The sequence below is a fragment of the Mesorhizobium sp. WSM4898 genome, assembly GCF_029625845.1.
Lineage (GTDB): Bacteria > Pseudomonadota > Alphaproteobacteria > Rhizobiales > Rhizobiaceae > Mesorhizobium.
In genome coordinates this window covers 38,167-63,973 of record NZ_JARTVQ010000014.1, presented here as the reverse complement: position 1 = coordinate 63,973, position 25,807 = coordinate 38,167, and the positions used below count along the sequence as shown (strand labels likewise).

Genomic DNA, 25,807 nt, shown 5'->3' with positions numbered 1-25,807 from the left:
AATCCTGCAATTCCAAAGCCGCTATCCGCCTCAATCAACAGGCCAGATCAATGGCTTGCGGATAGTTCACGGCCGACCAAATCGAAAATGCAAACTTAGGCTGTTGCGCGGTATCTCCTTCCACATCATCTCTTGCGCATACCTGCATTCCAAGGTGTTTGATCCTATGCTTCGCGAGGAGCAGGTAGGTCGCGACAGCTAGGCAATGTTCCAGCTGCCCTAGCGGAGGAGTCACGATTTTCCGGCAAGCTCCGTCGGCAGACGTTCCTTTCTGGCCTTGGCAAAGGCTCGGTCGCCTTCCAGAAACGCCGCCAGCATGAAAGGGATGAGTTCTGCCACGGTTTCAGACTGACCATAGGTCTGACGGTAAAGTGCAGCATACTCCTTGAGTGTTTGGCTCAGCTCCGCGCTGACGGTAATGGTGATCTTCGAAGCTGTTCGGTCCGGAAGTTTTCCAAGTTTCAGGTCAGCCATGATAACTCCTGCTCAACTGGCGTATGGCCGCAGCACGATGTCCTTGTGCACGATGACGCGCAGTGGCCAACCTGGGCGGACGACGATGGTGGGCTGGATATTGAGGTTTTTTTCGGTGATGCGCTGGCCGGCTCGACTGGCGTTCTGCTGGGCTGATTCCCGGATCGCCTTGACCAGATCGCTCTCGTTTTCGCCGAGGCTGAATTCTGTGCCGACACCGAGCAATGTGGCAAGCGCCACTCCCTTGATCATCTGCCAAGTGTGGAAATCGACTTCGTCTTCCAGCCCTGCGTAGCCGGCGGTGTCGCTCGCGGGCAGATTGTCGATTTCGGCCGACGAGCCGTCGGGCAGCAGAATGCGCTGCCAGACCAGCAGCGCTCGCTTTTGCCCGAACGCGACGACGCTGTCGTAGACGCCGATAAGACGTGAGCCCTGCGGAATCAGCAATATGTTGCCCGTGACCGTGTCGTGCACATTTTCGGTGACTTGCGCGACGACAAGGCCCGGCAAATCGGAATTGATGCCGGTGATCAGGCTGGCGGCAATCACGCTGCCAGCCATCAGTTGATATGGCGAGATCGGCGTCTGCAGCGCATGCGGATTGTAGATCCCGCCAGTGCTCCGCTGGCTGAGAAAATCAAGCTTTCGCTGCTGATTGTTCTGGTCGCCTTCCGCCGCCGCCACCGAGGCTGACGCGCGTCCTGCTTCGGATTGGGGAAGCGCCTCAAATGGATGCTGAGCAGTTTGCACGCTCTCTCCGACATCTGTCTTTTGAGCTCGATTTTCGACGCGGAAAAGCACCCGCGATTCACGCGCTTCGATCGCCTGCTGCGCTAGACGCTGCTCCTCGGCCGAGATGTCTTGGCCCGGCACGATGCCGAGCTGGCGCTGCCGCTCGAGGATGGGGCGGCCGAGGTCGCCCGGCAAAGGTAGCCCAAGGACGGGAGGCTTCGGCTTCATGCCGGAATAGTCATGGGGAAGCGTATCGAGCCCCTCGGCGGTTGGTTTGCGCTCAGTGTTGTAGAGATCTTCCGCCTGATCCCTGATGCGAAGGGCCGGCCCCTGGAGGGCGATCATGGTAACGCCGAAGACAGCGCCGGATCCGAGCGCTGCGATCGCGATGATCACACCGCGCCTGAACCGCACCACGCGGCGGGGAGAGGCCCGAAGCTGCAGTTCCTCGGGATCCAGTTTCGGCGGGATGCCAGAGCGGGAATTTTCGATCATGAGTCCTCACCTCGCCGGCTGCCGCGAAAGAGCGAGATCCGCCGTTGCGGTTGCCTGCCGTCAATCCTGCTGATGCGGATCACCTGCTGCCGCTTGGTGCCGAGGCGAAGTTCGGCCGCGGCGAAGAGCCGATCGACGATGTAATAGTTGCCGCGCACGCGATAGTTGACGAGCTCGCTGCTCCCATCTGCGCCGACGATGAAGAGTGGTGGCGCCTCGCCCTGATCTATGCGACGAGGGAACTCAATATAGACCTTGCTGCCGTCGTCGAAGGCTCGCGTCGGTCTCCAGGGCGGTGTGTCGCCACTGATTGAGTAGCGAAAGCGAAGGTTTTCGAGCGCGATATTCGACGCGACCGGTGTAACTGCCTCGGCTTGAGCATTGCGCTGGCGAAGCGCGATGATCTGGTCTTGGCTGTAGGTCCAGGAGATTGCCGCCATTGCGGTCTTCTCGGTGCTTTGAAGCTGCAAATGATAGGTCCGCCGGTCCGTCGTAATGACGACATTGGTGGCAAGACCCGGCGCGAAGGGTTTTACCAGAACATGGGTGCGCTGATTGTCACCGGTGCCGCTTGCGGTATCGCCAATGACCCAGCGCACGGTGTCGCCAGCCGACACGGCGGTTAGTTTCTCGCCCGGCTGCAGAGCGATGTCGGTCACGCGCTCCGGCGCGGCATAGAGTTGATAAAGCGCGCCATCGGTGAAGGGGTAGACTTGCACGGCATTAACATACCCGTACTTGGTGGGTTGCTGGGTCGCGGCTTTGTTGGCATCAGCGACGCGTTCTTCAGGGGGGCGCTTGTCCTCGGCCTTGCCGGGCTCGGGCTGCATTTGGCCAGGCAGCGGCAGTGGTTTTGGCACCTCGACAATTCTAATCGGCCTCTCCGGCGCCTTTTCGATCGCGGCCGGTTTGAAGTCGGCAGCGTCATAGGAAATCTCAGGCGGCGGCACCTTCTTCGATGCACAAGCGGAAACGACCGCTGCCGACACCGATAGGATCAGCACGGCACGAATCGGTGACATTTTACCTTTCATTGGTGGACTCCGTCGGAGAAAGGGGGGTTGGGACGGCGCTGTCGAGCTCGCGTGACCAGTCAATGGCATTGATGAAGACGCCGAGCGGATTCTTGCGCAGCTGATCCGTATTGCTTGGCGAGCGAATCACGATCGTGAGGATCGCAGTCCAGCGCATCGTGCTGGCAAGGCTTCCGCGCTCAAACACCTGCTCGGTCCATTTGACCTGGAATGAACTTTCGGAGGCTCTGACCACGCTGGTGACCTGTACCGAAACACTGCGCGTTCCGATCTGACCGAAGGGGTCGTTCGCCTTGGCGTATTCGTTGAGGAAGAGCGCTGCGCGATCGCTAGCAAAGTCGTACGCTGCCAACCAGTTCTGCCGTACCAAAACCGGATCGGTGGAAACGGAACGGACATTCTGGATGAAGCGGCCGAGATGCCAGGCGATCTGAGCATCCGAGGGCTCATAATTCCGGATCGCCGGCGCGACGGCGCGCGTCTCGCCGAAGCCATCGACCTCGACGACATAAGGCACGACACGGCTTTGCATCGACTGCCATACGAGTCCGCCGGAAAGCCCGGTCGCCAAGGCCAGGCAGCCAAGGGCCATGATCCGCCAGTTCCTGGCCTGCAGTCGAGATGAGCCGATGCGCTCGTCCCACAGCTGGGCGGCTTTTTGATACGGCGTGACCGGTTCGGGTGTTTTGCCGTAACGGTGCACGGGTCGCTTGAAGAGCATCTAGTCATCCTTGTCGTTGAGAGAGGGGGTGGCGCTGCCTCCCGGCCGGTCTCCGTCTCGGACAGCTTGCATGGCAGCGTGGCGATTTGCACGGGCGGTCTGTTCAGAACGTAGGCGCCTTGCCCACGTCGGCGCCGAAACAGTGGCCGAACCGGCAGAGCGTTCGGTCATTGGCGCTGTCGGCGTGCCGCCGGTCGCGGTCCACGCGGCATCGCGCCCGGCATCGGCGTTGCGCCCAACACTTGCAGTGGCGGATCGCGCTATGCGTATAGCGGCGCCGCCAGCTGCACTGGTTACACCATGCATTCCAGCAGCCACACCGGAGAGGCCAGCGTCGGGCGAGGTTGCGCGCCCGATCTGCCATGACGTGGAAGCAGCCGATCCCATTGTTGTGCCGGCTCGGATGGCGGCGACACCGCCGCTGGTTGCCATACGCGCGCCAGCAAATGCTGTGCCTCCAGCAACGAGTGATACACCCGCTGCCGCCGCGGTCGTGCCGAGGGCGGCGCCCGCCCCAAGCTGCGGTGCGCCTGAGACAAGACCCGACGCGATCCCCGGCCCAAAAATGCCAAGGCCAAGCAATGCCAGTGCGCCCAGTACCTGGGACATGGCACCGGCAAGATCCGGCTCCTTGCCTTGCAATGCGGAAGCGAACTCCCCGAAGAGCGTGGAGCCGATACCGACAATGACGGCGAGCACCATCACCTTGATGCCTGACGAGATAACATGGCCGAGCACGCGTTCGGCCAGGAACGCTGAACGGTTCCAAAGTGCGAATGGAACCAAAACAAAACCTGCCAGCGTGGTGAGCTTGAACTCAAGGATGGTGATGAAAAGCTGGATGGAAAGGATGAAGAAGGCGATGATGACCAGGAACCAGGCCATCAGCAGCACGAAGATGGTCAGTGCGTTGCCGAAGATTTCCGGGAAGCCCAGGAGCTGACTGGCTTGGTCAAGCATTGGCCAAGCACCTTCGAAACCGGTCGCGGCAATGCGGCCCGGGCGCAAGAGATTGTCTGCCGACAGATTGCCGGCCGACGCCTTAATCCCGAGACCGGCAAAAGAACGATAAACGATATCGGCGAGGTTCTTGAAATTGTTCAGAATGAAGGCGAAGACGCCAACATAGAGCACCTTGCGGACAAGCCGGCCGAGAACGCTGGTTTCGTCGCCGAGCGCCCACGCCAGGCCGGCAAGTGTGATGTCAATGCCGATCAGAATGGTAGTGAGGAAGGCGAGGTCGCCCGATAGCAGACCGAACCCGCTGTCGATGTAGCGGATGAAGGTCTCCATGAAGCGATCGATGACGCCAAGGTCGTTCATGCCGCTGCCTTTCTCGTCGTGATGAACTCGTGATTAATTGCCGGGATAAGCCGAGCCGGTACCCAAGAATCGCTTCGTCATCTCGCGGGCGGCTTCGTCTGACTGGGCCTTGCGGGCGGCATCCTCGGCCTCAGCTCGAAACTGCGTTGCGAGCAGCGTCTGGATCTGCATCTGCTGTTTTGTCGAAAGCGCCATCAGCTGGTTGGTGGCCTGGCTTGCCTGAAGCGCACCGGCCGCCCCTTGGCTGCGGTTGACGAGATCGGCGAGCAGATCGCCGTCGGCGCGGACGTTCTCGACGATTTGCGACTGGACACCCATGGTCTGGCGGAACGCCTGCATGGCGGTTTGCCAACGCTCCCGCGCAGCACTCGCCACATCGCTGACTTTGATCGTGGCGTCGTAGCTTTCCGGATATTGGCTGCGCCACTGGTCTTGAAGCTTGCCCAGATCAAAGCTGAGGCCACTCGCCTGGTCCATCAAGCCGTCGATGCGATGGAGCGAACCGGTGAGTTGGCCAACGGAAGAGAAATCCAGACGCTGAAGATTGCGCGCCATGTTCTGCAGCATGGTCGCCTGATTCTGCAGCGACTGGATCTGGTTGTTGATCTGCTCCAATGCGCGCGCGGCCGTCAGCACGTTCTGCGCATAATTGGACGGATCGAACACGATAAGGGCGTAGGCGGGCTGCACATAGTCGGCCATAGGCTTGGCGATCAGGGAAACGGTGATCAGGCCGGAGAGAAGGCGTCGCCGCATCATGAGAATTGCTCCTTGTCTGGTTGAGGGAATTGCTTGAGAAGTTCGCCGGCCCAATCGAGGCCGCGCGCGATCAGGAACTGCGAGGCAAAGCTGCCTTGCCCGTCTTCGGACATGATCCTGTCGATCAGAGTCTGCGTGGCCGGATCGGAAGCACCGCAAAGCGCAAGAGCGATGGGGCCAAGCTCGAGCTCGAACAGACGGTTGCCGCGGCGCGATTGCAGATAATACTGACGCTTCGGCGTGGCGCGGGCGATCAATTCGATCTGCCGCTCGCTTAAACCGAAGCGCTCGTAGGCTGTGCGCGCCTGGGGTTCCACGGCACGATCATTGGGAAGGAAAATGCGCTGCGGGCAGCTTTCGATGATTGCCGGCGCTATGCCAGAGCCCGCGATATCAGCCAGCGACTGCGTAGCGAAGACAACCGACACGTTCTTCTTTCGCAGCACCTTCAGCCATTCGCGGATGCGGGCGGCGAACAGCGGATTGTCGAGATAGACCCACGCCTCGTCGAGCATGATCAGCGTGGGCCGTCCGTCGAACCGTTCCTCAAGTCGCTGGAACAGATAGGTAAGCACCGGCAGCAAAGCGCTTTGGCTGTGCATTAACTCCTCGGTCTCGAAACACTGCACATCCGACAAGGCCAGCCCATCATGATCGGCATCGAGCAGGCGGCCGAAGGGACCGTCGAGCGTGTAGGGCATCAATGCGGTCTTCAGCGCATTGGATTGAAGCAGGACCGAAAGACCGGTCAGTGTGCGTTCCTGCGCCGGCGCGGTGGCAAGGCTGGCCAGCGCTGACCAAATAGCCTCCTTCACCTCCGGCGTGACGGTGACGTTCTCGTGGGCAACAAGGCTGGCGATCCATTCGGCCGCCCAGCTTCGGCTAGCCTGGTCGTTGATGCTGCGCAGTGGCTGAAAGGCAAGGGAACCGTCCGCTCCTAGCGCGTGGTGTTCTCCACCCATGGCAAGTGTTGCAGCACGGGCCGAATTGCCTTTGTCGAAGACATAAACCTGGGCGCCGGCGTAGCGCCTGAACTGCAGAGCAATCAGAGCAAGCAGAACCGACTTGCCGGCGCCGGTCGGACCAACAACCAGCATGTGGCCGACATCTTCGACGTGGGTGGAAAGCCGAAACGGTGTCGACCCACTGGTCTCGGCAACGAAAAGCGGTGGCGCTTCGGTTTGGGTGACTTTCGCGAGATGCTCGTTTGTCGCAGGACCGGCCCAAACCGACGACAGCGGCATGAGATGGGCAAGGTTCAATGTATGAACGAGCGGTTGGCGAACGTTAGCGTAGACATGGCCAGGCAATGAGCCGAGCCAAGCCTCGACCGCATTGACGCCTTCTCGGATCGTGGTGAAGCCGAGCCCATTGATGATGCGCTCGACCGCGCGAAGCTTCTCTGCAGCGGCTTGGCGATCCTCGCCCCACACCGTCACGGTGGTGGTGAGATAGCCGAAACTCACATGATCACCGCCCAATGCCTGAAGGGCTTCGTCGGCATCGAGCGCCTTGTTGTCGGCATCGCTATCGACAAGCGGGACCGGCTCGTTGGTAATGACCTCGCGTAGGATTGCCACGATCGATTTGCGCTTGGCAAACCACTGCCGGCGCAATCGCGTCAGCGTCTTCGTGGCTTCCGTTTTCTCGAGCGGAATGAAGCGCGTCATCCAGCGATAGGCGAAATCCTGATGATTGAGGGTATCGAGGATTCCGGGCCGGGTGAGGTTCGGAAAGCCGAGGATGGTCAGTGTGCGAAGATGCTGCTCACCCAGCATCGGCTCCAGGCCACCGGTAAGCGGCGCATCGACCAGGATTGCATCCAGATATATCGGCGTTTCCGGGGCCATGATAGGATGGCGACGAGGCGAAATCGTGCCGTGGAGGTAGGTCAACGTCTGAGCATCATCGAGGACGCGTACTTCGGACATGAAACCCGAGAAGAGATCGAGCACGCGGTTGGTCTCGTCACGGAACCTCGCCAGATCCTGGCGCCAGTCTCTTTCTCCTCGGGAATAATGAGAGTCGACGAGCGTGCTTTCTGCGCGCGCCTGGGCGTCCGGCGGTGGCATAAACACCAAGGTCAGATGATAGCGGCTCTCGTAGTGCGCTACCTTCCCCTCGAAAGCAGCGCGGCGTTCTTCGTCGACCAGCCACGACGCGGCGTCAGGAAAATGCGAGTTCGGATAGCCCAGCGCTTCTGTGCGCTCGGCCTCAAAGAACAATGCCCAGCCAGAGCCAAGGCGTCTGAGAGCATTGTTCGCCCGGGCGCAAATGCCGACGAGTTCAGCCTCCGTCGCACTTTCGAGATCCGGGCCGCGGAACCGCAACGTCCGCTGAAAGCTGCCGTCCTTGTTGAGCACGATGCCGGGCGCCACCAAGGCAGCCCAGGGTAGATGGTCGGCAAGCCGGTCGGCTTTGCTTCGATATTCCGAAAGGTTCAGCATGCAAGCCACCCCTTCAGACGTAGGTGGCGCACAAGCACGCTGGCGAAGTCCGGATCGCGTCTTGCGGCAAACACCGCTAACGAGTGGCCTGCGATCCAAAGCACCAGACCAGCAATCCATTGCTGCAAGCCGAAGCCAATGGCCGCGGCCACTGTACCGTTGAGGATCGCCACCGCGCGCGGAGCCCCGCCGAGCAGGATCGGCTCGGTCAGCGCCCGGTGGACCGGTACTGCGAAGCCCTCGATATGCTGCTCCCCGGCGGCCATCAGACGAGCGCCCCACCACCGAAGGAGAAGAAGGAGAGGAAGAAGCTCGATGCCGCGAAGGCGATCGACAGACCGAAGACGATCTGAATCAGGCGCCGAAAACCACCGGCGGTGTCGCCGAAGGCAAGCGTCAGGCCGGTGGTGATAATGATGATCACCGCAACGATCTTGGCGACCGGTCCCTGCACGGACTCCAGGATCTGCTGCAGCGGCTGCTCCCACGGCATGCCGGAGCCGGCGGCATAAACCGGGGCCGTGATAAGAAACGCGAGCGCTGTGGACGAAAGAAAGCGAAGCTTCTTGCGCATGAGGAAGGCCTTTCAAAGCTGCTGGAGTTGCGAAAGCGTGAGCGGGGCAACGGCGTAATCGCCGCTGCCGTCGAGACCGGTGACCTCGGCGATTGCGTCGATGTGGCGCGACGAGCCGCGTCCCGCTATGAAGACGATCAGATCTATCGCCTCAGCGATGAGCCGGCGGGGAACGGTGACCACCGCTTCCTGGGCGAGTTGCTCAATGCGATAGAGAGCCGAGCGCGCGGAATTGGCGTGTACGGTAGCGATGCCGCCTGGGTGCCCGGTGTTCCATGCCTTCAGCATGTCGAGCGCTTCCGCGCCCCTCACCTCGCCCACGATGATGCGGTCCGGCCTGAGCCTCAGCGTCGAGCGCACGAGATCGGCAAGGGTGACCGAGCCCCGCCTTGTTCTCAGGGCAACGCAGTCCCTGGCCGCGCACTGCAGTTCGCGTGTGTCCTCGATCAGGATCACCCGATCGTCGCATTCGGCGACTTCAGCCAGCAGAGCGTTGGCGAGTGTTGTCTTCCCCGAGGAAGTGCCGCCGGCGATCAGCATGTTGCGCCGCTCGCGGACGGCCTTTTTCAGCGCATCGGCCTGCAGCGGCAGCATGATGCGTTCGGCAACATAGTCGGCCAGGGTGTAGACTTTCGCGGCGGGCTTGCGGATGGCAAAACATGGCGCCAACACCACAGGTGGCAGCAGGCCTTCGAAGCGTTCGCCAGACGGCAATTCGGCACTGACGATCGGGTTGTCGGCGTGCGCCTCGGCGCGCACGTGCGAAGCAACCAGGCGGATGATACGTTCTGCCTCGGACGGGTGCATGTGAACGTCGGTATCGACCCGACCTTCGCCTAACCGGTCGAGTCGCAGCGCGCCGTCGGGATTGACCATCACCTCGATGACGGACGGATCGGCCAGGGCTTCGGTGATTGCCGGACCCATGGCGGTGCGCAGCATGACACGCCGCCGGTGGTCGGCCTCGGGATGAGAGCTCATCCTTCCCCTCCCCCACCATTGTCTTTGCTAAGCGACTTTTTGCCGGAAGCGATCTGGCGGCCGACCTTCTCAACGAATTTCTCGAAACGCTCTTGGGCAATAGCCTGCGTTGCCCGATCCGGGACCGGCGTGTGGGCGTGAAGGGTGATCGAAAAGCGGATGAAGAGCGCCAGGCTCTCCAGGATCACCTCGGAATCGCGCCTGACGTGGGCAAGATCGCGGGAGAGCCGGTCAAGCCTTACGCCGTAGCGCCGATCGAACTCGCTCTCGCCACGCCGCTCGATGAACGCCTCGATCGCCTTCCCCACGATCGCTGATTTGGTCGTTGACGGATCGCGACTGAGGTTGTCCAGTTTCTCGCTGAGCTCCGGCTCAAGCAGAAACTGATGGCGAATGCGGTGCGGCTTCATGCGGATCGTTCCGACGGCCCGGCGTTGCGCCGGCGACGGGAGAAGCATCGGCCAGACGCTCAAAATTGCTTATGGCCGTTATCTACGCTGAGGTGCGCTCTGCAACTCAGCGGACTTCAGAAGCCGGGAATGACATCGTCGCCCCTGCCCTCGTTGATACCGTAGACGCGGGCCGCAGTGGAAATCCGATCCATGACACGCTTGTCCGCGAGCGCTTCGCTGTCATCGTCTGCGGGCTTGTACAGATCGGCCTGATCGGGCTCTTGAGAGACAACAACGTCTTCTTCGGGCAGGCTTGGATGGCGTTGCTGCTGAACGCCTCCCTCGTCTTCAACTGGCGCGTCGGCGCTTTCCTCGTCCGCAGCAAGTCGGCTATCGACGCTGCACACTTGTCCAGTCCAGCCGTCCGGGCGTGATGCAGGGCAGTCCGCATAGGGTCCGTCGTGCAGCACCGGCGCAGGCAGCACCCGATCTGTGAAATTCTGATCCTGATAATAGCGCAGCTTCTTGGCGCGGATCGGCGGCAACCCAGAAACCAGGACCAATTCGTCTGACGGCGGCAATTGCATCACCTCGCCTGGCGTCAGGAGCGGGCGCGCGGTTTCCTGGCGGCTCACCATGACATGTGAAAGCCAGGGCGCAAGCCGATGGCCCGCATAGTTGCGCATCGACCTAAGTTCGGTTGCGGTGCCGAGGGCATCCGAGATGCGCTTGGCCGTGCGTTCGTCATTGGAGGAAAAGGCAATTCGCACGTGGCAATTGTCGAGAATAGCATTGTTCTCGCCATAGGCCTTTGAAACCTGGTTCAAAGATTGTGCGATCAGATAGGAGCGAATGCCATAACCTGCCATGAAGGCGAGCGCCGTTTCGAAGAAGTCGAGGCGACCGAGCGCCGGAAACTCGTCCAGCATCATGAGCAGCTGATGCTTACGGCTCTTCTTCGGGTCCCCCTCCAGACGCTCCGTCAACCGCCTGCCGATCTGGTTCAAGATCAGTCGCACAAAAGGCTTGGTGCGCGAGATATCCGAAGGCGGCACGACCAGATAGAGCGACAGCGGTCGCTCTCCATCCACTAGGTCAGCGATGCGCCAGTCGCAGGACGAAGTGGCCGCCGCGACCGTTGGATCACGATAAAGCCCGAGAAAGGACATGGCGGTCGAGAGGACGCCTGAGCGCTCGTTTTCCGACTTGTTCAGGAGTTCGCGAGCCGCCGAGGCCACTACGGGATGGACCTGAGGGTTATGCCCCGTCCCGAGATGGTTTGTCGTCATCATCCGCCGTAGCGTTGCGGCAAACGAGCGTTGCGGGTCCGACAGGAAGGTGGCGACGCGGGCCAGCGTCTTGTCCTCTTCAGCGTAGAGCACGTGCAAAATGGCGCCAACTAGGAGTGAATGGCTGGTCTTCTCCCAGTGGTTCCGTCGCTCCAGCGCGCCCTCGGGATCGACGAGGATGTCGGCGATGTTTTGAACGTCCCGGATCTCATCTGGGCCTTTGCGCACCTCCAGCAGCGGGTTGTAGCGTGCCGATCTCGGGTCGGTCGGATTGAACAGAAGGCAGTACGAGAATTTCGACCGCCAGCCGGAGGTCAACTGCCAATTTTCGCCTTTTATATCATGAATGATGGCAGACCCGGTCCAGGAAAGTAGCGTTGGAACAACCAGCCCCACGCCCTTGCCCGAACGCGTCGGCGCAAATGCCATGACGTGCTCCGGGCCGTCATGGCGCAGATAGCGATCGTTCAGCCTACCGAGGAAAACGCCCGCCGGCCGTAACAACCCTGCCGTCTCGACCTCATGAGTCGTGGCCCACCGTGAAGACCCATAGGTCGTAACCGACCCGCGCTGTCGCGCGCGCAAAAGCGAGCCAGCGATTGCGGCGGCACAACCCAGGAATCCGCTGGCGCCTGCAAGCGTACCGGCTTTGTCGAAGACCTCCGGCGCATAAGCATCGAAGTGGAACCACCATTCAAACAGCTTCCACGGCTTGTAGATTGGCCAGCCGGCGAAGAGAAACCATGGTGCGCCGAGAGGCGTCTGGTAGGTCAGCATTTGAGCGCACCATTGGGTTGCCGTCCATACGCCGATAATGACAATTGCGCACACAACGGCGATCTGCCCGATCAGTAGCTTCGTAGGTGTCATCGGCTTGGCCCGCTGAACAACGCGACCTAGCATCGCGCGGCGCAGCCGGGACAGGAATGTTCCTCACATACGATTTGGGAGCAATGAACGACTTCCTACGTATGCAGGTCGGTCAGCACGCGTGTTGCGCCTTCACGCGACACCATCCGCCACTCCATCCTTTCCATTCACCCTGAGGCCCGGCGCCGCCGACAGTTGCGTGACCGCTCCTCCGCAAAGTTATCTTCTGCGTTCAGGGAGCCACGGCGCCTGGGCTGGCTGATGAACACCGTCCGCTCGCGCATGTGGGGTCGAATTGATTTGTGCCCAAGTGGAGGCAGGCTCGTCTTCCAACAGTTGCCGCAGTTCCCCTGGCTCGAACGCCATCATCGGTGGGGAAGCGGGTTCATCCTCCAACAGTTGCCGCAGTTCCCCTGGCTCGAACGCCATCATCGGTGGGGAAGCGGGTTCATCCTCCAACAGCTGCCGCAGTTCCCCTGGCTCGAACGCCATCATTGGTGGGGAGGCAGGCTCGTCCTCCAACAGTTGCCGCAGTTCCCCTGGCTCGAACGCCATCATTGGTGGGGAGGCAGGTTCGTCCTCCAACAGTTGCCGCAGTTCCCCTGGCTCGAACGCCATCATTGGTGGGGAGGCAGGCTCGTCTTCCAACAGTTGCCGCAGTTCCCCTGGCTCGAATGCCATCATCGGTGGGGAGGCGGGTTCATCCTCCAGCAGCTGCCGCGGCTCTTCCTCGTGCGGCAAGCGCCTCCTTAGCCGGTCTTGCAGCGCCTGCCGATCGGCAACGAGGTTGTCGAGGGGCAGCGGCTCGTGGTCTGGCCGCTGCCCTTTCACCAATCGTTCAACCAGCGCCCACGTGCCCTCCAGGACAAATACGCCGCAATCATAATGGTTCGTCTGTCTGGCCATGGGGGCTGGCGCCAAGGTGGCATTCAGCAGTCCTGCGAGCTGTTTTGCAGGCACGTCGTTATATCCCTCTCGCTGGAGGGAGTCGTAGTGATAGGCGAACCGCCTTTCCGGGTCGCGGCGATCAACGAGCAGCAGCGACCAATGGGTGCCGGGGCTAGTAGCCGTGCCATTATTCACTGGCAAGAACAGGAAGTCGGCTGTGGCGTTGTTTTGATTATAGATGGACTGCAATATGCCTCGAGCGTCTTGCGGCGACGTGTGTCGCAGTAGATGGGATACGGAAGGATCCACCAGCCGAGTCCGGGCAGCGAGCGCCGGATTGATCCCCTGCAGTTGCCCCTCCAGCAAATTGTAATCTCTCTGGATATGGGCGTCGCTCAGCCATTCGGCGGCGCCGAGCACCCGCCCCGTTGCAACGTTGGACGGGGCTGTCGGATCGAGCGCCCCGATCTGAGCCCCAGAGGAACTGGTAGTCAGTGTGGTCACATCAACCAGTGGAAGGCCGCGGTAGGTGCCTGGCAGCCTAGCGGTTGCTGGCGAGGCGGGTTGGGGAGCTCTTGCCGGTGCCGCTGGCCCAGCTTCAGCAGCGGCCCCAACGCGCCTGGTGACTGCGTCTGCCGGATGAGCAGAAAGGACAGTTTCGCGCCCGAGCACAATGCGCGGCAGGATATCCCGGAGGTGAGCCAATGCAGAACTGATACTTAGCCTATTACCATAGGAGACAGCCTTGAAGCTCTCAACATCTTTATCCAGCGATTTGTCGTGAATCCGAGCCGCAATCCCAAGCTTGTTATTTTGACGCAGGTACTGACTAAAATGTCTAAGAAAATTTGTATAGCCGCCCACGGTATCTGGATTCCGTCCGGTCGCAGGCGCTGCCAGGTACTCCTTGGTCGAAGCGGCTCTGTAATTTCTAATGAGCTCGGCATCGTCAGGATAGGGGATCACGACAGGGCGAGCCATAATCGGGGCTCCGCCTGTCGACTTCTTGAGGTAACGCAGTGCGCCAGCCACGGTGGAGGAACCACCCGTACTCTCGTACTCCTTGAGATCCTGATCCAGCGACGAATGGTAAAGCCGAGCAGCAAACCCTGGCTTGTTGTTTTGAAGGAGCCACCGACTAAAGCCGAAAAGAGAATTTACATTGTAAGTGACCGTGTTCGCTTTGGCCTTACCCGCGTGGAATGCTGCCCTCAGCCCTTCGATAGCGGTCGCATCGTTGGAATAGACAGGACGCTTGTCGGCACCGTCGGGGACTACAATTGGACGATCCGGCTGCACTGTCGAGGGCATCGACCCACCACCTCCGGGATGCGGTGCTGGGGTGGATTCGTGCTCATCCCTCTGCCTGACGAGCTGCGCCTCACATTCCGGTGTAGCCACCTCATGAGGATCCTGCATCGGTTCGATCCCCTCCATCTCCTGCTGCAACCAAGCCAAAGCTTGGCGAGCGGCCTGCGCGGCTTCATCAACCGCGGAGGATGTCTCCACACCTCTGGCGGACGCCGGCAGAGCCTGCTCCGCCCGCCGTCGAAAGAGCTCTGGCGAGGCGGATTTCTCCGCCCACAATCTGGGCTGCGTAGCGAGTCCCCGTCCAGATTTATGTGGCACCGCCTCGCTTGGCAGCGGGCTGCTCCTGTCCCGTGCAGCTACCAGCTCCTCCGGGGCGCCCTGGTCGCCGTGGCGCCAGTTCAAGTGAGGGACGGCCTCTCCAAAGTCGGGCGCTTGGTGTTGGTGCGCGGTTGGGGCGAGAGACAATGGTAGATCGGTGCCCTCCTTATAACCTACCGGCAGGAGCTCCTCTGGCCAATCGAATCCCTGCTGTGGTGCGGTATGCTGAGCAGCGTCGCCACGGGGACGAGCCTCCATGCTGACCGCGTTTTCCAGATGATTCCCGAGTATAACGCGCGGCGGGTTCTTGCGGAGATAAACCAGCGCAGATTCGATCGGAGCTCCACCATTAGAGGAGGCGGCCTTGTAGCTCTCAACATCTTTATCCAGCGATTTATCGTAAATGCGACCCGCAATTCCGAGCTTGTCATTTTGACGTAGGTAATGACTGAAATGGTTAAGAGCAGTTGCGTAGCCGCTCGCGGATCTGAAATGTCTGGTGAGCGCGGCGTCGTCAGGATGGGGGTTCAGGACAGCGCGACCCACAATCGGGCCGGCTCCGCCCATCGACTTCATCAATTGACGCAGTGCGCCAGCCACGGTGGAGGAACCACCCCTACTCTCGTACTCCTCGAGATCCTGGCTCAGCGACGGATGGTAAAGCCGAGCAGCAAGCCCTGGCTTGTTGTTTTGAAAGAGCCAACGACTAAAGCCGAAAAGAGAATTTGTGCTGCGAGTGACCGTGTCCGGCCTGGCTTTACCCGCAAGGAGTGCTGACTTCAGCCCTTCGATGGCGGTGGCATCGTTGGAATAAACAGGACGCTTGTCGGCACCGTCGGGGACCACAATTGGACGATCCGGCTGCACTGTCGAGGGCATCGACCCGTCGAGATGCGGTGCTGGGGTGTATTCGTGCTCGTCCCCCTGCATCACAAGTTGCGCCTCCCGTTCCGATGTACCCACCTGATCGGTGGGGAGTTGCATCATCACGCGAGCGCCTGAGTTGCCAACCTCACCTGGTTGCCGCTCAGTGACAGCATGCTGCAGATTGCTTTGGATCCTCTGCCTCTTCGTTGGTCTCAACTCACCTTTACCATGCGAGCCATTGACGAGGACCTCCTCGCCTAGCGCACCCATCAACTCGTCCGCCGCCTGCAGTTCGCCCAAGTGCTGCTCAAAACCGGCTTGGCCGGCCTGTCCGCTTGCTCGTGCGGTACGGCGTGCTGCACCTGCAGCCAAGCTGCCACGATGAATGTCTAGTTTGTACGGGTGCACGCTATCCTCACTTCCACAGATCACATGAGCAACCTACTCAGGCAAGCTTTCGAGAGGCTGACGAGGTCCGCCGCCGCGGAAGGCGAAGGCTGGTTTTCTGCTCAGCGGTTGACGGCCTCGCGTGTTGCGGCCGCGCCGGGTATCACGCCAATCAATCTGAATAGTCGATGCGTCAAACGAACCAGGATGGGATTTTCGTAGCGGGGCTGCTCTACTCACTCTTGTCCTGAGGGCAGAATTCAACCATATCGCCGAGCAACTGGATGCCGATTGGATACCCGATCCGGAAAGCTTCAGCTCATATGTGACGCGAGGATGAGAATCGTGGCAGCTCCAGACCGACGGGCTGCCACCCACAGCGGCGATGACCGACGAGGGTCTTCTATTGCCAAGGCAATCGTCCGTTCGGGGACCTATGTGTTCCAATGCTCGTCGAGCGGATCGGTGGGCCGCACCGCCGTAGCGTTACGGCGAGCGGAAGCGGCGTTGGGTGCGGCTTTTCCCCTGAACGCTTCACACCAGGCTGATAGGGGATCTTGCAATCGCACACACGCGGTCTGCAGGCGTGCCTATCAAGCAGTTTGCTCAGACCAACGTCGCGGCGAGCCGATCCTCAATACGCAGCGCAAGTCCTAGACTCCACGATCGTCCTTCGGTGCAGATTTGCTCGCGCCTCGCCCTGATTACAGCTGATAAGGCGAGCTAACAATTGCAAGAGCCACAAGCTATTCCAGCTCGATCGGTTTGGTGTTCCAGTCGGGCGGGGTCTGACCGAGAATGTTGCGAACGAAGAAGTCTAGGAGTTTGCGCTCGGTGTAGGTGCCTAGAGTATGGTGATTGGCACCAGGAACGTAGACCATGTCAAAATCTTTTCCTGCCTTGATGAGTCGATCGGCAAGCTGGAACGAGCAAAACGGATCGACATTATCATCCATTTCGCCGACCGCGATCATCAGCTTGCCCTGCAGCCTGTGAGCATTGTCAACGGCGGAGGATTGCGAATATTCAATGCCGACCGGCCACCCCATCCAAAGTTCGTTCCACCAGGTCTTGTCTATCCTGTTGTCGAAGCAGCCGTTTTTGGCGACGGCGACCTTGTAGAAATCGGGGTGAAAGAGCAGCGCGCTGACTGCACTCTGGCCGCCGGCGGATGCGCCAAAAATGCCGACGTTGGATATGTCGTACCATGGATATTGCGCGGCCGCCGCCTTGTGCCACAGAATGCGATCGGGAAATCCTGCGTCCTTCAGATTCTTCCAAGCAACATCATGGAAGGCGCGGGAGCGGTTGTTGGTGCCCATGCCGTCGATCTGAGCAACGACGAAGCCCAGCTGCGTGAGCGGCTCTGTCCACCGCGAGAAGGATTTTGGGACGAAGGAGCCGTGGGGTCCAGCATAGATATTCTCCACAACCGGGTATTTCTTCGTCGGGTCGAAGTTGGCTGGCAGGTGGAGCACGCCCCAGATGTCAGTTTTGCCGTCGCGCCCCTTGGAATGGAAACTGAGCGGCGGCTGCCAGCCTGCGGCGACGAGCTCAGAAATGTCGGCCGTCTCGATCTGCTGGAGCTTGGCATTGTCGCTGGCGCGGTAGAGTGCCATGCGCGGGGGCAGATCGATGCGTGACCAGAGATCGACATAATAGCGCCTGTCAGGCGAGAACTCGATATGGTGGTTGGCCGGTTCGGGCGTCAGTGCAGTCAGTCCCTTGCCGTCAAAGCCGATGCGGTAAGCATGGACCCAATAGGGGTCCTCCTGCGAGTTCATCCCGCTCGCCTCGAACCAGATCTGACGCTTGACCGGATCGACATGGTTGACCCTCCGGACGACCCACTCACCTCGCGTGATCTGGTTTTCGAGCGCGCCTGTCCGGCCGTTGAAAAGATACAAATGCTCATACCCGTCGCGCTCTGATGCCCAGATGATCTCCTTCCCGTCATCGACATCGTAACGGAAGATTTTTCCGGCATCCTCCTGGCCATGCCCCAGCGGCAAATAATCAACGAATGTCTCGCTGGTCTCATCGATCAGGGAGCGCCCGCGGCCCGAGGCGGCGTCTACCTCGACCAGGCGATAAAGCTGATGCCCGCGCTGGTTATATTCGAAAGTGAAGCCGCGGCTGTCCGCCCACCACCGGAGAGGGGAAAGTTCGAAGACGTTCGAGAAGAGGGCACCGTCAATCACGATCTGGCGCCGGCCGGCAATGTCGAACAGGACTGGCTGGGGCAGCGGAAGGACATCGCCCGGCCTGGGATAGAATTTTGTTGAATATTCCCGCTCCAACTGGTCCGTCGAAGAATTGAGGTAGCGGACCTCTCGCCTATAGCCGGGGCGAACAAGGTAAGCGGCGAGGTGGCGCGAGTCCGGCGACCAGCTCAGCGTCGAAAAGACGTAGCAATTGCCTTCGGCTCCGTCCCGGCTCAGAGGAACATCCTGCAATCCGTCCTCGCTGCGCAGGAAAACGTTGCAGTTCTTGATATAGGCGATCCATTTGCCGTCGGGCGACGCGTTGCTCTTGTCGGGGTTGTTCTCCGCTGGCGGCGTGTAGCGGTGGCTGAGCTCCCTACGGTCCCCTTTCCTTGCATCGAATGTGGTGCTGGTACAGTCATAGCTTGCAAGGTCGCAGCTCCACCGGGTGTCTTCAATCTGGAAGTCGAGCCTGCGACCATCCTCACTCAGTTCGAAACGGTCGAACGGAAGATTGCCGGCTTGATAGCTCTCATGGCTCACCTTGTTTAGCGCTGCCGCCAGACGCGCCTGATCGAAAGCGGGCCGCTTGAAACCCGTGGCAGCATCGACCTGCATGAACTGCTGCTCGCCGTGGCTAGTCCGGCGGTAGACGAAGGCTTCACCCCCGGTCAGCCAGAAAGGCATTTTGGGGACATTGACAGTGAGCCCGCCATATCGATCGTTGATCGTAAGTGCGCGCTTGAAATCGGCCGGCGCTAGCGTCGGGTGTAAACTTTTCGAACCCTTGGCCAGCGTCTGAGTTGCCGATCGCCATGCGGCGCGCGTCAAAGCGCCGATCCTGGACATACCTGTTCACTTCTTTCGGTTTTCGGAATGCTAATTTTGAAGTTGGGTTCTCGTCGCCGGTCTGCAGCAGCGCCGAAGCGTCGCCTTGGAGGAGAGCCAGCACGCGGGTGCAGCCAGGCACGCGCAACAGGGGCGCTCCTTGGACATCCAGGCACTGGTTCGGGTGCCGATTGAAGAGTTGGCGTCCGCCGCCGAAACAACCAGGAAAGAGCGTCCATGCAGCCCTGACGCGACTATTTCCCCGCGAGTATGGCCGCTTGCTTTTCTGCATCATCTGAAAGGTCCTGCTCTAGTCGGGCCGGATGTCACCCCGGCAGAAATCATTGTGCTATTTCGACAATCTCCGAGCGATTGCCGCCGGCCCATGACGAGGTTTACCGATAGGGCGCAATATGCGTGCCAAAGGAAAAGCGGTTTAAATACACGGCAATCCGCCTATGTCGCATCCCCAACATCGTCGCACACCGGACAATGCCGGACGAAATTGTCCCGGGGCGTCAAATTGGTTTGATGGTGACCCAAGGAGTTCTGGCTTTATCTGAGGCGTTCGGCCTTTTTCGAAAGCCGGACTCTTCGCGCGTTTCCGACGGCCCGAAGCGCCTGATCAAAGCTGACGGCATTCCCGGGTCTTGGCCTTGCCACAGCAGCACCTGCTGCATCAATTCCGACGGACGCTGTAGAACACCTGCAACACACGGCCCGCAGCAATTTCTCCGGCGCAACGCTGGGGCGACCGCCTTTGGCACTGCAGGCGTACATGCCGGAAAGGATGCCGTCTAGCCGCACCAGCGCTCCATTGATCATCAGCCGGTGCGGGCACCAGGATGACCGGCTGGAACGAAATCTTCCAACCGCTTCATCGTGAACAGCTGCTCCATGAACACATCGCTCCCGTCAATCGAGCCGTCTCGCCAGGGGGATCAATAGTCTGTCTTTGGCGTAGGTATTTCAGCAGCCTGCTGTTAGCGTGCGGACGACGCCGACATCAACCGGCGGACAAATGCGACGAGGGCAACAAGCGCGCCTGACGCAACGCCGCCAGATCAGCCGAGCCCGTGCAGAAGCAGGCGACGGCCAACTGGCGGATGACGATCTCGAAATGCGCGACAACGGCCCCGGTGGACACTGTCGCCGCGCCCAGCACGCTGGCCGCCTGCCCGGCGATGTCCGCGCCCAGGCGGATGGCCTTGGCCACGTCGACGCCATCGCGGATCCCGCCCGACGCGATCAGCTTCACCGTTGGCAGCGCCCGACGCACCGCCTGCACGCTGGTCAGGGTGGAATCCCCCAATCGGCGAATGACATCGCCACTGCACGGTCGGCGGCATTGCGGGCGCGCTCGCCCTCCACTGCGGCCCAACTGGTGCCGCCGGCGCCGGCGACATCGATTACCGCCACGCCCGCCTCGACGAGCGCACAGGCACCGAGGCGGACAGGCCCGCCCCCACTTCCTTGGCCACCATCGGCACGCCCACGATGCGCGCGGCGCCAGCGATCAGCGCCAGGACGCCGCGCCAGTTCGCGGTCGCCCTCCGGCTGTACCGCTTCCTGCAGCGGATTGAGATGGACGATGAGCCCATCGGCCTCCAGCGCGTCCACCGCGCGACGCGCCAGGTCCAGGCCGTCGGCCTCCCGCAGTTGCGCGGCGCCGATATTGGCCAGCAAGGGAATGTCTGGCGCCAGGCGGCGCAGCGCGCGCGTTAGCCCCTGGGAGTTGCGGGATTGCAGGCTCACACGCTGCGAACCGCACATGGCGATCCCCAAGGCTTGCGCTGCCTCGCTCAAATGCCGGTTGATGGCCTCGGCCCGTGGCATGCCGCCGGCCATAGAGCTGATCAGCAGCGGCGCGCGCATAGCCTTGCCCAGCAGCGAGGCGCGCAGGTCGATCTGCGTCAGGTCCAACTCGGGCAGTGCGCAGTGTTCGAGATGGATGTACTCCCAGCCAGCGGCCACCGTGGCCGGCGCCGTTCGCCGATCCAGCACGATGTCCAGATGTTCGTCCTTCCCCGGCTCAGGGCGGTGTCGCTCATGCTCGCTCCATCCGTAGCAGCGGGCGACGGCGTTGCGTCGGATCGAACCGACGGCAGCGCGCCCAAGCCGCCGCCTCCGGCGCGTCCAGGCCGACGCACGCTGGCCTCCCCCTGCAGCGTCGCTGCGATAGCGGCTGGTCGAAGTCTGGTAGTACTGCGCGCGGATCGCCGCCATCGCCTCGATCAACGGTCCCCACGGCGCGGGAAAGCATTCTTCCGCCATCACCCGGTGCAGCATGCGCGTATGGCCGGCCAACTCGTCGTTGAGGAACTCAACCACAGGCATAGCCGGATAGCGCTGCAGAAGCAGGATCGCCGCGTTATCGCCGGCCGACCTGTCCTTGTCGCGTCCATGCAGATCGTTCTGCAGGCGCCCTATCACTGAGATGAGCCGCAGGACCTGGCGAAACGCTGGACGCGCGCGCAAGGTCGCCATGTCCAGCCCCCACAGCAGCGACAGGCAACAGAACACGGTCCCGTAAGCGATCGAATCGATGCCGTTGTGCAGGTACTCGGCGTAAGACCAGCGTCGCGCCCCTGCCGCCTGCGCGTGTCCGGCGCGCAGCGCCGCGCAGTAGCACCGGGTATAGTCGAGAAGCCGAGCATAGTCGTGACGATCGTAAGCGAGCGCAGCCAGCGAAGCGCGCAGCTGAGCGCAGCCCTCGAATCCGGAGAGCACGCACGGTACGCCGTGCCCCAGCGCCTGCTCCAGGGCGGCGAGCTGCTCCGGCGCGATCAGGCCAACGTCGTTGCAATCGTCTAGCCAGAACAGCAGCGCCAGTTCGCGATAGAACGCCACGATCAGCGTTTCGTCCTGCGGATCGCGGCCGGTGCGGGCGCTGGTGTCGCGCAGGCTCGGGTGAATGCGTTGCAGGATATACTGGCCGCCCCTTACCGCTTCCTCAGCATGCTCATCCGCGAAACCGGTCAGGGCACGCCCCCACTCAAGCACCTGCTGCAGCGCGCGTTCGGTCTGGATCATGGCGCCGCCCCTGCTCCCTCGGCTACGACGCGCCGCCCACAACGAAGCGCCAGCCACAACCCGGCGAGACCGCATCTCCGCGCCATAACGGCGATCGCGAAGTTATCGATCCGATTGCCAGTTGCTGATGCAAGCTCTTGTGAACGGCCGTTAGGACCGGCCCGCAGCCTCGCCGGCAGTATCGAGCAATCCGCTTGCGCCGGCTCGCCATAGCAGGCGAGGACGGCAAGGTCGCCGGCGGCAAACGCACGCGAGCACATTGCAAGCGACATCCGCGAACGCGGCGCCGACTGGTCAGCCTCCGCCTCGGTGCCCGCATATGTCCGCGAGTCGAGCAGCGCCTTCGCCACGAAATGAGCAGAACGCCTTACGAGCATCGACCGCCGGCTGCTGCGCATGCGCGATGATGAGGCATGGTCTCGCAGCGGACCCGTTCCGACAGATGCTGCACCAGGGACGAGGCGACCTTATCCAACAAGGCACCACTTGCGCTGTTTGTGGAGACGAGCGTCGGCTGCATCCATGCGGCTGCTTGAGTGGTGAAGACTCTGAACGACGGTTCCTACGGCGCTGCCGGCGCAATCGGCTGCTTGGGGGACGCGTGACGCAGTCAAAGCTCCCCTTGCCAAGCACGGAGCAGGCGAGTGAGAGAGCAGATGAATAGGCGTGTCGCCAATATTTTTGCATTGCTCTAATCGATTATAGTTGTGAGGAGCAATTTGAGACCATTTACTTGCGGCTCAAGTCACCCATAAAAGAAGGCAAGCACCGATTCGGTAGCTTATCCCCTGTCTTTCGCGTACTCGCGGCCGTGGCGCCGGGTGAACGATTGAAGACCGCCGGTCTCACTCGCAGGTGGGCGCCAGGGCGTGGGGCGGTTGGCAAGCCACAGGAGTAGGACAATGTCGAAGGATTCGGGTAAGGGCGATAATCACGGCGGCGGACCGGGCAAGATCGAGATCACGGTGGTGGTGAACGGCCAGCCCACGCAGGTCGAAGCCAATCCCAACCAGCCGCTTCACGTCATTCGTACCAAAGCCCTTGAGAACACGCAGAATGTCGCCCAACCAGCCGAGAATTGGGAATTCAAGGATGAGGCCGGCAACTTGCTCGATGTCGACAAGAAGCTTGGCGACTTCGGTTTCCCGAATACTGTGACCCTGTTCCTCAGCCTGAAGGCGGGCGTCGCAGGTGCCTAAACACCAAAGTGTGGATCCGGAGGTCTCCCGAGCGAAGTTTGATCGGGAGATCGGCCGGTTCCGGCCATATGCTGATGTCTATCGGGCTCAGGGCTGCTTCTTGATCGAGGCGACCTTTCCGCGCGCTTTCTTCATTTTCGCCAGCCCCAAGTTAAAGCCACGGGTGGTCAGCGCAGCGAGCGAGGTCGACTTCACCGACTACGACTTAAGACCACCGTCCGTGGTCTTCGTCGATCCGTTTACGCGTCATCCGATTGCCCGGAAAGATCTATACCTGAAAATGCTTAGACGTCCGCCGCTGCCCGGAACGCCGCCGGAGATGATAGGAGCTCTCATCCAGCAGAACGCCGTGCCGCTGACGGACTTCATCCAGGCCAACAGTCCCGAGGACGAACCATTCCTGTGCATGGCGGGCGTCCGGGAATACCACGACAATCCAGCCCATTCAGGTGATCCATGGCTGCTTCATCGGGGTTCTGGCGAAGGCTGTTTGGCCTTCATCCTGGACAAGATCATCAAGTACGGAATCGTTCCTATAGAGCAGTTGCAGATTCAACTCCAACCGACAATCGTAGGAATGGTGGTATCCCCTCAGGCGATACAAGAATGACTGGTTTGAGAGATGTAACGATCGTGACTCTCCCGCGCGGCTGCATCTCGACCACGCATGGGCATCTGCGCTCAGTTGGTCGCGAGGGCAATGAGGGGATGGCGCTCTGGGTCGGCGTTCAGCAAGAGCGGCACTTTGCCGTAACAGAGACGGTTATCCCGGCGCAGCGTCACATTCGGACAAACGATGGCGTTTGCGTGATCGTTGCGGCCGAAGAACTGCACCGGCTCAATGTCTGGCTCTACAAAAGCGGCCTGAAACTCTTGGCCCAGATTCACAGCCATCCGGGCCGCGCCTACCATTCGACGACGGACGACGCTTATGCGGTTGCTACCACGGTTGGGTGTCTGTCGCTGGTAGTGCCGAATTTCGCCCGCGAGCCTTTCGATTTTGCTCGGGTCGCCGCCTATCGGCTTGACGAAAAGGCCAAATGGAATGCGCTCCCTCCCGCGGCACTGTCGCGAATGATCATGATATCGAGTTGAACAATGGCATTCGCTAACTTCATCGATCGCGCCGCCACGGCGGCATCTCAGGTCCTGGCCGATTTTCATCTGGGAGACTTCAAAGCAGCTCTTGAAAAGCAGGTCGTGGCAGTCGCCTTCGACCATCAGGCCGCTTCCTGCGCCGAAGGCCAGGCGACACTAGATCTTGCGGTGAGATTGCTCGCTAGGCTCTACCCGGTTCTGGCGATACTCCCGCTGGACAGCGCGGCGAGCTCTCAAGCCCAAGCGCTGGAGCGCTTGGCAAAGTCGATCAATCCAAAAGTCGGCATCCGGCGTTCCGGCAAGTCTGCCACCGTCTGCGTCGTTGCAGGGGTAACGCGCCCATCACTCCGGTGCCCGATCTTTTTCGTGGGATCGGACGGTTGGGCGGCAAAGCTGTCGCGTACGGACCCGGTGGGCTCTGGCCCAAGTCTGCTGCCTTATGGAGCTGGCGCCGCCAGTTGCTTCGGCGCCGCCAACGTCTTTCGAACTATCTTCGCTGCCCAGTTGACCGGCGCCGAGTTGGACGAAACCATCGACCTCTCGCTATGCAGCTACGACAAGACCAAAGCCGGAGAGCCTGGCCCGATCGACTTCCCAGTCGACCTTGGCGAAACCCACCTCGTTGGGCTCGGTGCGATAGGCCATGGCTCGCTTTGGGCGCTAGCGAGACAACCCGATCTCAAAGGTCGTCTGCATGTAATCGATCACGAAGCGATCGAACTCTCAAACCTGCAGCGCTACGCATTGGCTGGCCAGGCGGAGATTGGTATGTCCAAAGCGGTTCTTGCAGCCACCGCCCTTAGATCGACTGCCCTTGAGGTCGAGGCGCACCCTCTGACGTGGGCAGAATATGTTGCGCGCCGGGGCAATTGGGTCTTCGACCAAGTGGGTGTGGCGCTTGACACCGCCGCCGACCGTCTGGCTGTCCAAGGTGCACTGCCGCGATGGATCGCAAACGCTTGGACGCAGGAGCACGATCTCGGTATCTCCCGGCATGGTTTCGATGACGGCCAGGCTTGCCTTTGTTGCATGTACCTGCCATCCGGAAAATCCAAGGACGAGCACCAGCTGATTGCCGAGGAACTCGGAATACCGGAAGCACACGAGCAGGTGAAAACGCTCCTGCAGACCAATGCCGGAGTTCCCAACGACTTTGTAGTTCGCGTGGCTACAGCGATGGCTGTGCCGTTTGAACCGCTAGCCCCGTTTGTCGGCCAGCCCCTGCGCTCCTTTTATCAGCAGGCTATCTGCGGCGGTCTGGTGTTCCAGCTTAGCGAAGGAAGTCGCCGCGTTCGAACTGTGGTTCCGATGGCCTTTCAGTCGGTGCTTGCCGGGATTATGCTTGCCGCGGATTTGGTCAAACATAGTGCGGGGTTTCCCATGAGCCCGACGACGAGCACTCGGGTGAATCTTCTGCGCCCCCTTGGCTCTCACTTGCACGATCCGAAGGCCAAGGACTCCAGCGGCCGCTGCATCTGTAGCGACGACGATTTCATTGCCGCTTACAGGCGCAAATACGGCGAGCGCGTTGATCAGGTAAGCGATGTCTCGGCCGCCTAAACAGACGCGCACCTCTCCGTAGA

The 25,807-nt window shown here is 60.9% G+C and carries 19 protein-coding genes and 3 pseudogenes; 5 read left to right on the top strand and 17 right to left on the bottom strand.

Translation table 11 applies throughout. The annotated features are described in order from the left end of the window. A partial coding sequence (locus tag P9228_RS29650; RefSeq protein WP_206520515.1) for a hypothetical protein occupies window positions 1–202 on the top strand: 202 nt, incomplete at its 5' end. 29 nt (window positions 203–231) lie between these two features. Here P9228_RS29650 and P9228_RS29645 read toward each other — a convergent pair. The 17 genes and pseudogenes from P9228_RS29645 to P9228_RS29565 all read right to left on the bottom strand — a co-directional run. Beyond that, entirely contained in the window at window positions 232–474 is a 243-nt protein-coding gene (locus P9228_RS29645; protein ID WP_024502859.1) for a DUF2274 domain-containing protein, read from the bottom strand. 12 nt (window positions 475–486) lie between these two features. Next, window positions 487–1,701: a TrbI/VirB10 family protein gene (locus P9228_RS29640; protein WP_063169228.1), complete on the bottom strand. Its 1,215-nt coding sequence runs from the start codon at window positions 1,699–1,701 to the stop codon at window positions 487–489. Beyond that, entirely contained in the window at window positions 1,698–2,723 is a 1,026-nt protein-coding gene (gene trbG, locus P9228_RS29635) for a P-type conjugative transfer protein TrbG (protein WP_164548809.1), read from the bottom strand. Before trbG ends, P9228_RS29640 begins: the two co-directional genes overlap by 4 nt. Before the next feature lies 1 nt (window position 2,724). Then, window positions 2,725–3,456, bottom strand: a complete 732-nt coding sequence (trbF, locus tag P9228_RS29630) for a conjugal transfer protein TrbF (protein WP_063169230.1) — start codon at window positions 3,454–3,456, stop codon at window positions 2,725–2,727. Then, a complete protein-coding gene (gene trbL / locus P9228_RS29625; protein WP_063169231.1) occupies window positions 3,457–4,779 on the bottom strand; it encodes a P-type conjugative transfer protein TrbL in 1,323 nt (440 codons plus the stop codon). It lies immediately after the preceding gene. Between the two features lie 33 nt (window positions 4,780–4,812). Next, window positions 4,813–5,538, bottom strand: a complete 726-nt coding sequence (gene trbJ, locus P9228_RS29620) for a P-type conjugative transfer protein TrbJ (protein ID WP_024502854.1) — start codon at window positions 5,536–5,538, stop codon at window positions 4,813–4,815. Next, entirely contained in the window at window positions 5,535–7,985 is a 2,451-nt protein-coding gene (trbE, locus tag P9228_RS29615) for a conjugal transfer protein TrbE (RefSeq protein ID WP_063169232.1), read from the bottom strand. The genes trbJ and trbE overlap by 4 nt, the downstream gene beginning before the upstream one ends. Continuing rightward, complete coding sequence (locus tag P9228_RS29610; protein ID WP_024502852.1) at window positions 7,979–8,251, bottom strand: VirB3 family type IV secretion system protein; 273 nt, start codon at window positions 8,249–8,251, stop codon at window positions 7,979–7,981. Before P9228_RS29610 ends, trbE begins: the two co-directional genes overlap by 7 nt. Continuing rightward, window positions 8,251–8,559: a TrbC/VirB2 family protein gene (locus tag P9228_RS29605; RefSeq protein ID WP_024502851.1), complete on the bottom strand. Its 309-nt coding sequence runs from the start codon at window positions 8,557–8,559 to the stop codon at window positions 8,251–8,253. Before P9228_RS29605 ends, P9228_RS29610 begins: the two co-directional genes overlap by 1 nt. A 12-nt stretch (window positions 8,560–8,571) precedes the next feature. Further along, window positions 8,572–9,540, bottom strand: coding sequence for a P-type conjugative transfer ATPase TrbB (gene trbB / locus P9228_RS29600; protein ID WP_024502850.1), 969 nt, complete (start codon window positions 9,538–9,540; stop codon window positions 8,572–8,574). After that, the gene (locus tag P9228_RS29595) at window positions 9,537–9,950 is read right to left on the bottom strand and encodes a CopG family transcriptional regulator (RefSeq protein ID WP_063170364.1); all 414 of its coding nucleotides are present in this window, start codon (window positions 9,948–9,950) and stop codon (window positions 9,537–9,539) included. The genes trbB and P9228_RS29595 overlap by 4 nt, the downstream gene beginning before the upstream one ends. A gap of 116 nt (window positions 9,951–10,066) precedes the next feature. Next, window positions 10,067–12,091: a conjugal transfer protein TraG gene (locus P9228_RS29590; protein ID WP_063169233.1), complete on the bottom strand. Its 2,025-nt coding sequence runs from the start codon at window positions 12,089–12,091 to the stop codon at window positions 10,067–10,069. A 219-nt stretch (window positions 12,092–12,310) separates the two neighbouring features. Then, on the bottom strand, window positions 12,311–15,775 hold the full coding sequence (locus tag P9228_RS29585; RefSeq protein WP_063169234.1) for a Ulp1 family isopeptidase: 3,465 nt from the start codon (window positions 15,773–15,775) through the stop codon (window positions 12,311–12,313). A gap of 833 nt (window positions 15,776–16,608) precedes the next feature. Further along, window positions 16,609–18,915, bottom strand: a complete 2,307-nt coding sequence (locus P9228_RS29580) for a S9 family peptidase (RefSeq protein ID WP_063169235.1) — start codon at window positions 18,913–18,915, stop codon at window positions 16,609–16,611. 667 nt (window positions 18,916–19,582) lie between these two features. Then, window positions 19,583–19,814: pseudogene (locus P9228_RS29575) on the bottom strand (IS5/IS1182 family transposase); the annotation flags it as partial. A gap of 86 nt (window positions 19,815–19,900) precedes the next feature. Then, window positions 19,901–20,945, bottom strand: a pseudogene (fni, locus tag P9228_RS29570) (type 2 isopentenyl-diphosphate Delta-isomerase). An 88-nt stretch (window positions 20,946–21,033) separates the two neighbouring features. Beyond that, window positions 21,034–21,927 (bottom strand): annotated as a pseudogene (locus P9228_RS29565) (hypothetical protein); the annotation flags it as partial. Window positions 21,928–22,829: 902 nt separating this feature from the next. On the opposite strand from P9228_RS29565, the gene P9228_RS29560 reads away from it, so the two are divergent. The 4 genes from P9228_RS29560 (at window position 22,830) to P9228_RS29545 (ending at window position 25,784) form a co-directional block, all read left to right on the top strand. Continuing rightward, complete coding sequence (locus P9228_RS29560) at window positions 22,830–23,126, top strand: DUF2604 domain-containing protein (protein ID WP_024505654.1); 297 nt, start codon at window positions 22,830–22,832, stop codon at window positions 23,124–23,126. Next, window positions 23,119–23,736 (top strand): putative metal-binding protein, encoded by a 618-nt coding sequence (locus tag P9228_RS29555; RefSeq protein ID WP_024505653.1) that lies wholly within the window; start codon window positions 23,119–23,121, stop codon window positions 23,734–23,736. The genes P9228_RS29560 and P9228_RS29555 overlap by 8 nt, the downstream gene beginning before the upstream one ends. 98 nt (window positions 23,737–23,834) lie before the next feature. After that, entirely contained in the window at window positions 23,835–24,221 is a 387-nt protein-coding gene (locus P9228_RS29550; RefSeq protein ID WP_236383243.1) for a Mov34/MPN/PAD-1 family protein, read from the top strand. Window positions 24,222–24,224: 3 nt separating this feature from the next. Further along, on the top strand, window positions 24,225–25,784 hold the full coding sequence (locus P9228_RS29545; RefSeq protein WP_024505651.1) for an E2 ligase fold family C protein: 1,560 nt from the start codon (window positions 24,225–24,227) through the stop codon (window positions 25,782–25,784). Window positions 25,785–25,807: the final 23 nt, after the last annotated feature.